14 protein-coding genes and 1 pseudogene are annotated in these 9,861 nt (G+C 42.4%); 12 read left to right on the top strand and 3 right to left on the bottom strand.

The genetic code is table 11. From position 1 onward, the window contains the following. Positions 1-12: 12 nt before the first annotated feature. Positions 13-285 carry a type II toxin-antitoxin system Phd/YefM family antitoxin gene (locus tag A3756_RS04270; RefSeq protein ID WP_068516643.1) on the bottom strand — a complete coding sequence of 91 codons (273 nt, stop codon included), beginning with the start codon at positions 283-285 and terminating at the stop codon, positions 13-15. Positions 286-469: 184 nt separating this feature from the next. Here A3756_RS04270 and A3756_RS04265 point away from each other — a divergent pair, with 184 nt between their 5' ends. From A3756_RS04265 to A3756_RS04215, 11 genes and pseudogenes are all read left to right on the top strand, one after another. Next, positions 470-727: a type II toxin-antitoxin system Phd/YefM family antitoxin gene (locus tag A3756_RS04265; protein WP_068507610.1), complete on the top strand. Its 258-nt coding sequence runs from the start codon at positions 470-472 to the stop codon at positions 725-727. Further along, a complete protein-coding gene (locus tag A3756_RS04260) occupies positions 715-1,026 on the top strand; it encodes a type II toxin-antitoxin system RelE/ParE family toxin (protein WP_068552981.1) in 312 nt (103 codons plus the stop codon). The genes A3756_RS04265 and A3756_RS04260 overlap by 13 nt, the downstream gene beginning before the upstream one ends. A gap of 77 nt (positions 1,027-1,103) precedes the next feature. Next, the gene (locus tag A3756_RS04255; RefSeq protein WP_068552689.1) at positions 1,104-1,490 is read left to right on the top strand and encodes a VOC family protein; all 387 of its coding nucleotides are present in this window, start codon (positions 1,104-1,106) and stop codon (positions 1,488-1,490) included. A gap of 90 nt (positions 1,491-1,580) precedes the next feature. After that, positions 1,581-1,991 carry a hypothetical protein gene (locus tag A3756_RS04250; protein WP_197470046.1) on the top strand — a complete coding sequence of 137 codons (411 nt, stop codon included), beginning with the start codon at positions 1,581-1,583 and terminating at the stop codon, positions 1,989-1,991. Positions 1,992-2,249: 258 nt separating this feature from the next. After that, positions 2,250-2,517: pseudogene (locus A3756_RS04245) on the top strand (Txe/YoeB family addiction module toxin). Positions 2,518-2,609: 92 nt separating this feature from the next. Further along, positions 2,610-3,020, top strand: coding sequence for a DUF4345 domain-containing protein (locus tag A3756_RS04240; RefSeq protein WP_068516633.1), 411 nt, complete (start codon positions 2,610-2,612; stop codon positions 3,018-3,020). 18 nt (positions 3,021-3,038) lie between these two features. Continuing rightward, complete coding sequence (locus A3756_RS04235) at positions 3,039-3,497, top strand: hypothetical protein (RefSeq protein ID WP_068552980.1); 459 nt, start codon at positions 3,039-3,041, stop codon at positions 3,495-3,497. A gap of 96 nt (positions 3,498-3,593) precedes the next feature. Next, positions 3,594-3,806, top strand: coding sequence for a hypothetical protein (locus tag A3756_RS04230; protein ID WP_068516628.1), 213 nt, complete (start codon positions 3,594-3,596; stop codon positions 3,804-3,806). A 9-nt stretch (positions 3,807-3,815) separates the two neighbouring features. Continuing rightward, on the top strand, positions 3,816-4,346 hold the full coding sequence (locus tag A3756_RS04225; protein ID WP_068552979.1) for an ABC transporter substrate-binding protein: 531 nt from the start codon (positions 3,816-3,818) through the stop codon (positions 4,344-4,346). Positions 4,347-4,423: 77 nt separating this feature from the next. Beyond that, entirely contained in the window at positions 4,424-4,720 is a 297-nt protein-coding gene (locus A3756_RS04220; RefSeq protein ID WP_068516621.1) for a hypothetical protein, read from the top strand. Positions 4,721-4,749: 29 nt separating this feature from the next. Next, positions 4,750-5,226, top strand: coding sequence for a DM13 domain-containing protein (locus tag A3756_RS04215; RefSeq protein WP_068516618.1), 477 nt, complete (start codon positions 4,750-4,752; stop codon positions 5,224-5,226). A gap of 26 nt (positions 5,227-5,252) precedes the next feature. On the opposite strand, the gene yegD is transcribed toward A3756_RS04215, so the two are convergent. Then, positions 5,253-6,620 (bottom strand): molecular chaperone, encoded by a 1,368-nt coding sequence (gene yegD / locus A3756_RS04210; protein ID WP_068552978.1) that lies wholly within the window; start codon positions 6,618-6,620, stop codon positions 5,253-5,255. Positions 6,621-6,859: 239 nt separating this feature from the next. Here yegD and A3756_RS04205 point away from each other — a divergent pair, with 239 nt between their 5' ends. Continuing rightward, positions 6,860-7,396 (top strand): hypothetical protein, encoded by a 537-nt coding sequence (locus tag A3756_RS04205; RefSeq protein ID WP_068506920.1) that lies wholly within the window; start codon positions 6,860-6,862, stop codon positions 7,394-7,396. Positions 7,397-7,451: 55 nt separating this feature from the next. Here the strand turns inward: A3756_RS04205 and A3756_RS04200 are convergent, their stop codons facing one another. Continuing rightward, complete coding sequence (locus A3756_RS04200; protein ID WP_082865076.1) at positions 7,452-9,845, bottom strand: GAF domain-containing hybrid sensor histidine kinase/response regulator; 2,394 nt, start codon at positions 9,843-9,845, stop codon at positions 7,452-7,454. Between the last annotated feature and the right edge of the window lie 16 nt (positions 9,846-9,861).

The following is a 9,861-nucleotide window of genomic DNA, read 5'->3' as shown; positions in this document are numbered from 1 at the left end:
CATGTATTTCCCTCAAAGACCAGTGATCTCACTCATCTCCTCCTTGCTTGGCTTATAACCTTCATTGTCAGTATGTGTTTTTACCGAGTCAGCGATTTGCTTCATCAAGTTAGTATTCTGCAAAACATATAAGGTTTCTTGCTCTCTTTCCCAGTCGTCAGCACTCATCACAACAAAATCGTCACCGGCTCGCCTAGTTACCTTTAAGGGCTCATGGTTCCCAACTATCTGTTCTACAAAGCCTTTCAAGTTGTCTCTAAATTTATTAACACTTACACTATCCATAATAATCACCAATTAAATGTACGGAATTACCGTACAATATAAATTAAAAGCCTTAACAAGGCAATCAAAGAACGCCCACAAAGGGCCGTGGGCTGGACTCGTTTCACTCGCCTCTGCATAAGGCGTTAGTTTTTTTTGATTTCGAGTGATACTATAGTGATACATTTTAATATAAGGTGTCACTATGAGAACTGAAGTCGTTACTACATTAAAGAGACAAGCAACGAAACTGCTTGCAGATCTGCATGAGTCAAAAGAACCTATTCTTATAACTGAACATGGCCAGCCATCAGCCTATTTGGTTGATGTGGCTGATTATGAGTTGATGGTAGATCGGATGAAAATCCTGGAAGGTATCGCGAAAGGCGAACAGGCAATCCGTGAAGGTCGAACAATGGACATGTCGCAAGCTAAAGAGAAGATGAGTAAATGGCTCAAATAATCTGGACTGAGCCAGCATTAATTAATCTGAACGATATTGCAGATTATATTGAAGTTAGTAATCCGTACGCTGCGAGGCAGCTAGTAGAAAACGTTTTCAGCAAGGTGCAGAGGCTCGAACAATTCCCTGACTCAGGCAGAGTACCTGAAGAAATTTCGACTCTAAATTATAGAGAAGTTGTAGTAAATCCTTGTCGTGTTTTCTACAAAGTAGATAGCGACTCAGTCTATATCCTTCACGTATTGAGGCAAGAAAGAGATTTACGAAAGTTTTTACTATCTTCCAAAAATAGAAGCTAACCAAGCGTTCAACCGGTCTCGCCTTCGGGTTCGAGCCGCACCTAAAGGCGTTACATGTAAAAAATACAGGGTGTATTGTGCAAGTAGATAGAATTGATCACTTAGTTTTAACCGTCAAAGATATTGAGGAGAGTGTAAGTTTCTACCAATCAGTATTGGGCATGGAAAAAGTTATATTCGGTGAGTCCCGAGTTGCGTTGTCATTTGGCAATCAGAAAATAAACCTCCATCAACTGGGCAGTGAATTCGAACCTAAAGCGAATAATGTTAAATCAGGTAGTGCTGATTTATGTTTTATTATTACCACCCCGATAGGTAGTGCTATCGAGCATTTAAACAATTGTGACGTTACAGTGATCGAGGGGCCAGTAAGCCGTACAGGTGCAAAAGGTAAAGTTGAGTCAGTATATTTTAGAGATCCTGACGGCAACCTTATCGAGGTATCAAACTATCAAAACGTGTAACAAGGCCATCTTGCATCGCCCAGCCAAAAAACGGCTGGGCCGGACCTCACTTCGTTCGGCCACAAATGTAGGCGTTAGGAATATGAAACAATGAAATCGGTATCTACGGGTTTAAAAAAGATTCTTGTTTTTACAGGAAGCACTGTAGCCTTATCAATTGGATATTATATATACGCCCTTAGCCTTTACCCGCCAGTTGAAGAGCGTGAAACATTTTTAGCTGAAATAGGTGAAGGGTTAGGAGAGATTGGTTTATGGCTACTCGTATTCATTTACGCCAGAACTCTAATCAAATTGTTTTTTGGAAAAGGGGCTATCGCTAAAAGGCTCTTACCAGAATACAGTATAGAGCTTGACCCGCCGCTTATAGATAGTTTGATCAATCTATTAAATAGAACGCATGTATATTTCGGTATCGGTGCGGTGGCTATAATACTTCTGCACATCGCTTTAATGGGTTTACCAATGCATATTCTTTTTTCCCTGCGGTACTCGCACTAGTAATCTGGCAAGGGCTATTCGGTATTTTTATCAGCTGGCGATACTCTCCAAGAGAGTTGAAAAAATTGTCCTATCTTGTACATGCACAACTATTCACAGGTGTTATGATAGGTGTGTTCTCTTATTTTGGGCATCTGTTAATTGACGATTAAAATGCCTAACCAGTGCATTTACTCTAGAGTCCTGCAAATGCCGCTCATCTAAGTAAATCAATCCAGCAATATCGTGCAGGCAAAACAGAGGAGCATGGATTGCTCGATGATTGAAATATTAGCGTCGACTACGGAGGCGTAGTCAGATTATGTTTACTGGCAAGGCCAAGACAAGAAAACACTTAAACGTATCAACAAGCTCATACCCGATACTCAACGTCATCATTTTGATGGGTATACGTAAACCTGAGCCTCTTAAAGAAAGCCTAGCTGATTTCTGGTCTCGCCGCATAGATGACAGTAATCGGTTGGTATATGTTGTTGACGATAATAAACGTATAATTATATCTTACCGTTACCACTATGAAAAATAATTTAACGAAGCATTCAGCAGGACTAGCCTCCCGCTCGCCCGGTTAACGGGGCGTTAGGCAAAAAATAGACTTCAACATCGAGGTATAATTGAATGGAATCAACACTAAAATACATCTTGTATGCACTAGCTTTAGTCGTCGCAATAACTGGGTTAAATGTCTTATTTGGTGGTGCTTCCGCAATTCCGGGTTCAACCGGAGGTGCAGAAGCAACAGTGGATAACGAATTAAGATTTTTCTCTGTTTTCTGGTTAGCTTATGGGGCCTTTTGCTTTTGGGTCGCTCAAAATATTCAGGCTCAATATAAGTTCATTCCATCTATTGCTTTGGTATTTTTTATTGGTGGGCTTGGCCGTTTAATTTCAATATTGTCCGTAGGACCTCCAGCTAGTGTTCTAATTCCGGCGATGATTTTAGAGTTTGTTATCCCAATAGCTATCTATGGTATTTACTGGAAAAAATATATTAAAAACATAACCAAGCAATCTTGTGGAACTCCGTGAGCTTTAATAAGGAAATTCATGCCAAAATTCGAAATGGAAATATCGTTGCCAGTTTGCCCCGAAAATTTATCGGCAGACCTATTGGTCATGTCGGGGGTTAATTACGAGTTATCTCCCATATTAAAAATGTCGGCCCCTCAACAATGGGCGGCAAAACCAATATCTGAGTGGCCAGTAAATGACGATATATTTTCGAGCATAATCTTATTATTTGGGTTCATCCCGGTTGATTTACACCGATTTAAATTTAGATCGGTCAATAGCATGGGTTTTATCGAATCATCAAAAACTATGCTCAATAATGTGTGGTCACATGAGCGAACTATTTCAGCTGATGGTTCAGGGGCAAAAATAAGAGATGTCGTTTATTTCAAAAGTAAATTAGGCTTTTTAGGTTATTTATTTAAACCAGTATTTCAATCAATATTTGCTCATCGTCATAAACGGTTAAAATCAAAGTATGCAAAAAGCAGCTAACAAGGCCTCATAGGGGCATCGTTAAGTTTCCTAAGAGGGGGTTTTCAACTAAGCTAGTAACTCGCATTTTTCTACACTGATGATCAAGGGGCAGATATGAAGTTGTCAGTAAATCAGTTCTTATTGTTCATAATTGCTTTACTTTGTGTACAGTTGGCGTGGGCAAATGAAGCAATAGACATTGTCACAGATCCATGGCCTCCATTTGCCTATGAAGAAGATAATAAAGTGGTGGGAACCGACGTAGAAGTTGCGTTATCAGTATTTCAGAAGCTTGGCGTAACAGCTAATATTCGATTATTGCCATGAAAACGCTGCTTGGGTTTAGTTAAAAACAAAAAAGCTGACGCAATACTAGCCGCTTCTATAACTGAAGAAAGAAAGGAATTCCTACACTTTCCTAGTGAGCCAGTGTCTAAAGGCGTTACTGTATTTTTTAAGAAAGCAACAAACTCTATTTCTTCTATTGACTTAAATAACCCTAAAAACCTGCGTGTGGGGGCAATTCTTGGCTATAAATATTGTGATGAGTTACACAATTCTCACCTATTAGAGAATGCATCGCGAGTACCAACTTTGGAACAAAGCTTGAATATGCTGTTACTGGGTCGCATCGATTTAGCAATAGGTGTCGAGCTAGTTGGCTTTCATAAAGCTCGGGAGATGGGTATTTTGGATCAATTAACTATCGTTGGGAGTAAGCGTTATTGCCCTGGCGGAAATTATTTAGCTTTTGCGAAGAAGCCAGGGCTTGAAGAGCTGTCATTGAGATTCAGTGAGGAGCTGACGAAGTTCAAGACAACTGATGAATATAAACAAATTCTAGCCAAATATGGAAAACTTCAGTAAGAGTTTAACCAAGCGCCCTACCGAACTCGCCTTCGGTTAACGCAGCGTTAGACAATCTTTATAGGGAAATATATCAATTGATCAAAAACACCATCTTTATTTTATCTCTAACACTGCTGTTCGGCTGTGCAACCACAAGTCAAGAAAGGCTCGCTCGGGCAAAAACTTATGAGGAAAGATCTGAGCGCGCTAATCAACAAGCTTCTAAAATTGGAAGTCTCCCTGGTACTCCAGATAATATTGAGTCGATGGAAAGAGCTTATGAAGAATCAGCTTATTACAGAGAAAAAGCACATGATACGAAGTACAAAAATACATGGGCTGAATTGATTGTTGGGGTCATTGCCCTTCTCATTGGAATCGCAACAAAATAAACATAACCAGACCAAGCAACAGGTTCTTTATGAAACTAAAAACAATTACTTTACTCTTAGCAAGCCACTTATCTATAGGCGCATTGGGTATCGGTTTGGGGATATATATCCTGCCAATTCTAACGGCACCGACTGCGCCTTCAGAGTCAATGATCTCAGAGATTTCTTCGCAAGCGCGATATACCGGGAAGTTTAAAAGAGACCTAGAGGATAGCGACACCTTTCACTGGGGCGAAGGCATCGTTTCGCTTAACACTGAGTACATTTCTTTAGCTGGCCAACTGGCTCCCGGGCCAGACTATAAGCTTTATCTTTCTAAAGAGTTCGTAGAAACCGAGCTTGATTTTCAGCGCTTGAAGTCGTCAATGCTTCAAGTTGGTGACGTGACAACCTTCGAAAACTTTGTCGTCAAAGTGCCTCAGGGCACCAATATAGCTGACTTTAGCTCAGTCATTGTTTGGTGTGAGGCCTTTGGTGAGTTTATTACGGCAGCCAAATATCAGTAAATGAGTTCAGCGAACAGACTCTGCAATTAAAATATTTGATTCGCCCAAACGGTTAAACCCGATGCGACACTGCCGAAGTGGTCGCCATCAAGCACCTCGATGTCACCAAATTTATTGTGAATTGCTTTACGAATAACAGGGGACTGACCCGATCCCCCCGTTATAAAAATTAGATCGGGTTGTGTTTGCGCTTGTGTAATCGCTTCTTCCATCAAGCTCAGCATTTTCATCAAGGGTCGGTCAATTGCTTCAGCAAACTGCTCTAGCTTTACGTCTTGACTCAGCCCATCTTCGATAAACTCAAGTGAGCTTGAAACCCTATCGGCTGAGGACAAGGCGATTTTGCATTGCTCTGCGCTGCGAACAAGCTGATGTTGCTGCTGATTATTTCGCATTGAGATAAAGCGTTTGATCAAGTCTGGCTCAACACAATCGCGTAGTAGCTGTTCAATATCCAAGCCTGTATTAAGTTCATTAAACCGTGTCTGAGCCGATACATCGTTAGTGCTCACTGCGTCCCAGAAAAGCTGGGTGGGAACAGGAAGACCGCTTTTGGTTTTTGACAACATGCCCAGAAGTGGCATGAGGTGCTTTCCTGCCAGCTGAATATCAAGATCGTTCCCCCCTACTCGCTCACCGCTATGCCCTAGAAAATCTTTTGATCGATCGCTCTTATCTCGGTAAGAAGGCCCCATTCTAACCATGGCACAGTCGCTCGTTCCACCACCGATATCGACAACTAAAACCGTTTTATCTGCATCGAGTGAACGTTCAAAACTCAGGCCTGCGGCAATAGGCTCAAATAAAAACTCAACATCTTTAAAACCAGCACGTTTTGCTGAGGTTTGCAGAATTTCCAAGGCCTGACGGTTACTCTGCTCGGCGTCCAAACCTTGAAAGTTTACAGGGCGACCAATTACAGTATGCGATATCGTATCGCCAAGTGTCTGTTCCGCACGCGCTTTAATAGATTGCATCATTGCCGTAACGATATCTTCAAATAGAAAAACCGCTTCTGGACGAAGTCCGCTGGCACCCAGAAAAGACTTCGGGGACTTTACAAAGTAGCCTTCTCCCGGCCATTGTAAATACTCTTCAAAGGCTTCATGGCCGACATAGACTATTCTTTCGTCTGAACCAAAACCTTGCTCCCGACGAACATGTTGAGCACGAGCTAAGTGGTTACTGCGCAGGTCGATATAGTCTGACTTAAGCTCATCAGTGGCAATAGACAAGCCGACACTTTCACTAATCAGTTCCCGGTCTAAAGCATACAAAGTCGACGGCATAAAGCGCTTGCCTTGCTCTAGCTCGAGCAAACGGACGCTATTCAAATTACTATCGTGAATACCTATTGCACAGTTTGAGGTTCCAAAGTCAAAACCCGAAATCATTCCACTACCACCTTTAATACCACTAGAAGAAGGACAAATAAAAAGGGCGCGAAAATTAACATAAGCTTCACGGCTTAGCCAGTTAAATATGGCAGGCTGTCTTTTACCTAATTGCTGAATGTATCGACTCCCTAGAAGTTATAGGTAGGGCATTGAAGTCCTACCCAAGACTTTATAAGCTACTCTCATAAAGTCGCTCTATCTAGGCACAGTAAGACTGCCTAACCGGGTATTAGTTTATGCAACAATTTTCAAGCAGTGCCGACGAGAAGATAGCCCTCGAACATGAAGCTGCCAAGCTTTTTATGCGTCACTATGAAAGGCTACACGGTCAAGAAATTCGGCATATTTGGCACAACAAACCAAATAAGCCAGATGTATCCTGCGAGTTGGAAGGCCTTCGACTCGATTTGGAAATTGCGCACCTATACGGCTCTGAAGCCGAAGCAATGGCGATATTGAAACGTGACCTGACGGATAAAACACGTGAAGCACTGCGCGAGCAGGCTAACTGTTCCAACGTGCATGAGCGTCTGCTTAGCGCTCTGAATAGAATACTGATGAATAAAGCCCAAAAGCACTATAAGTCCCAACGCGTATGGCTGATCATTCGAAATGCACACCCCGCATGGACATCAGAAGAAATCATCGCCTTAAGAGACAAAATCCATGTTCCTGAAGGGCACCCTTTCGAGCAGATTTGGATTGTTGCAGACTATCAAGCGCAGAGCGGGATTGTTCAGCTATTCCCTTCTATACATAAAAATTATTGCTAACGCCTTTATTTCGAGTCGTTACAGCTAAATATTGGAAGTCGAGTGTTTCAAACACCTAGACATATTTGTGTAAGGTTCTTTCTAAATCTTCTCTTATAATTGGTTTACTCACATAATCTGTCATGCCGGCCGCCAGGCACTTCTCCCTGTCACCTTTCATTGCGTTGGCCGTTAACGCCAGAATTGGGACATTTTTATACGCCTCGCCGCCTAAGCCTTCGCGGATGTTCTTACTTGCTTCATAGCCATCCATTTCAGGCATCTGGCAATCCATTAACACCAGGTCATATATTTTATCGCTACTGTTTAAAGTAGCCAAAGCTTCTACACCATTGCCAGCCACGTCGATGTGATACCCCATATGGGACAGCAATTCTTTGGCAACCAGCTGGTTAATTTCATTATCTTCAACTAATAATATCTGCACCGCATGAGGTTTAATGCCCGAACCCTCTGACTCACCTTTCAGGGAAACTTCCGGTGCCTCAGCAACACCCAGATTAAGTCCAAATCGAAATGTGCTGCCTTTGCCAGGTGTACTTTCTACCCATACACCTCCCTTCATCAACTCACTCAACTGTTTAACAATCGCAAGCCAGAGACCCGTGCCACCGTACTTTCTGGTTGTGCTTGAGTCTGCTTGGGTAAAAGGGTTAAAGAGCTGTTCAAGCTTCTCGGCTTCAACACCAATACCCGAGTCAACAATGGCACAACGCAATATCTTTCTGTCCTTCTGCTGCACCAAACTAGCCTTAATTGTAATACTACCTTCTGAGGTAAACTTAATCGCATTACCAACTAAGTTGTTAAGAATCTGACGGATTCTTCCTGCATCTGCTTTAACCCACGCTTGCTCGAAGCCTTCCAAGTGCAATTCGAGTTTTAAGTCCTTGGCTTCTATATCGAAGCGCACCGAATCGACAAAAGATTCGAATAATTCCCTTAAATCTATCGCACCTTCATCAAGTACAAGGTGCCCTGCATCAACCTTGGAAAAATCGAGAATGTCGTCGAGTAAAGAAAGCAAAGAGCTTGCACTCTTCTTAGCAATTGCCACCTTTTGCGATGAAGAGTCATCTAGGCTTTCTGTATCCAATACGCTCAGCATCCCTAGCACACCATTCATAGGCGTACGAATTTCATGGCTCATATTGGCTAGAAAGACACTTTTTGAATGCGCTGCCTGTTCTGCTTTTTCCTTCGCTTCTTTTAACTCCAGCTCGGCTTTTACCTTTTTATCAACATCTTGAAATGAGCCAAATAAGCGTACACACTTGCCGTCTTTAAATTCTGACTGGCCAAGTGCAGAAACCCAGATTTCATTGCCTTTAGCTGTCACCAGCTGCAGCTCTTCTTGCCAAGCAATGCCTTCTTCAATACCTTTGTTCACCGCGGCGGTAATTAGCTCTCTACTTCTACCTTCTTTATAAAAATTGATCGCTGTAGAGACATCAGGTTCAAAGCCTTCGGGTACTTCGTGAATTTCTTTTGTCATGAGTGACCAGTAAAGCCGGTCTTCCAGCATGTCCCACTCCCATGCACCAATTCTGGCCTGCTGACTCATCGACTCCAGTAAAGTCTTCTGACGTGCTAAATCTTCTGCAACAAGCTGTTTGCTCAGTTCATTACCTATCCATTGGGCAAATAAACGAATGAGTTCAAATTCGTCATCACTAAAGGGTCTGGCATGTGCTTCAGGACCAGAAAAGTTTAGCGTACCAAAGCGTTCACCTGACACGATTAGCGGCACACCAATATAACTTTCCAGGCCAAAAGCCTCGTAGCAAGGATGCGTATTAATGCAGCTTTTCTCTACATGATCAAAGCCTGTTGGTCCATTGGCATTAAGGGTGTGGATACAGTAAGTAATGCCCAGTTCAAATTCATCACCAGGTTTTACTTCACCATTCGGAGTGTCGGAATACTTAACGACATATCGCTGATTATGAATATGACTGACCAAAGCCAAAGGTAACTCGAAAGTCTGCTTTCCCAAGGCCAAAACTCGCTGGATTTTTTCTTCAACTGATAATTCACTGTCGGCAGTAATGAGGTGCAAACGACGAAGTGTATTAATTGCTTTGTTGTTTTCCGTCAGGTCATTCATAAAGACGAAAAAGCCAACAACATTACCTTCTCTAATTTGCGGAAGGTAGGTTGCTTGTCTGTAGATCATGCCGGTTCTAAGGTCTAGCTCAATGTCTTTATCTAATCGAACTTCTTCCCCGCTAAGCACTCTTGCCAAGTAGGGAGATAGCTGAGCACAAGCCTTCTCACCAATCACTTCAACCAGCGGTTTATCTTCTACCTCTTCTATAGATAGATGAAATGATTTGGCATAGCGAGAGCTTGCCTTACGATAGTTAAGGTCGGCATCGAGATAAGCCCATGCAAGAGAAAGGTTTTCGGCGACCTTTGCCAGCATCGGGTCGATTTCAAAGTGAGACATGTACGGCTCCTGAGCA

It is taken from the genome of Oleiphilus sp. HI0086 (assembly GCF_001635225.1).
The sequence above is the reverse complement of the archived record's forward strand: the minus strand, read 5'-3'. Positions and strand labels throughout refer to the sequence as shown.

Coding starts and splice junctions, on each gene's coding strand:
- A3756_RS04265 (WP_068507610.1), top strand. CDS start 470: ATGAGAACTGAAGTCGTTACTACATTAAAGAGACAAGCAACGAAACTG.
- A3756_RS04240 (WP_068516633.1), top strand. CDS start 2,610: ATGGAATCAACACTAAAATACATCTTGTATGCACTAGCTTTAGTCGTC.
- A3756_RS04215 (WP_068516618.1), top strand. CDS start 4,750: ATGAAACTAAAAACAATTACTTTACTCTTAGCAAGCCACTTATCTATA.
- A3756_RS04205 (WP_068506920.1), top strand. CDS start 6,860: ATGCAACAATTTTCAAGCAGTGCCGACGAGAAGATAGCCCTCGAACAT.
- A3756_RS04260 (WP_068552981.1), top strand. CDS start 715: ATGGCTCAAATAATCTGGACTGAGCCAGCATTAATTAATCTGAACGAT.
- A3756_RS04235 (WP_068552980.1), top strand. CDS start 3,039: ATGCCAAAATTCGAAATGGAAATATCGTTGCCAGTTTGCCCCGAAAAT.
- A3756_RS04270 (WP_068516643.1), bottom strand. CDS start 285: ATGGATAGTGTAAGTGTTAATAAATTTAGAGACAACTTGAAAGGCTTT.
- yegD (WP_068552978.1), bottom strand. CDS start 6,620: ATGATTTCGGGTTTTGACTTTGGAACCTCAAACTGTGCAATAGGTATT.
- A3756_RS04250 (WP_197470046.1), top strand. CDS start 1,581: ATGAAATCGGTATCTACGGGTTTAAAAAAGATTCTTGTTTTTACAGGA.
- A3756_RS04230 (WP_068516628.1), top strand. CDS start 3,594: ATGAAGTTGTCAGTAAATCAGTTCTTATTGTTCATAATTGCTTTACTT.
- A3756_RS04200 (WP_082865076.1), bottom strand. CDS start 9,845: ATGTCTCACTTTGAAATCGACCCGATGCTGGCAAAGGTCGCCGAAAAC.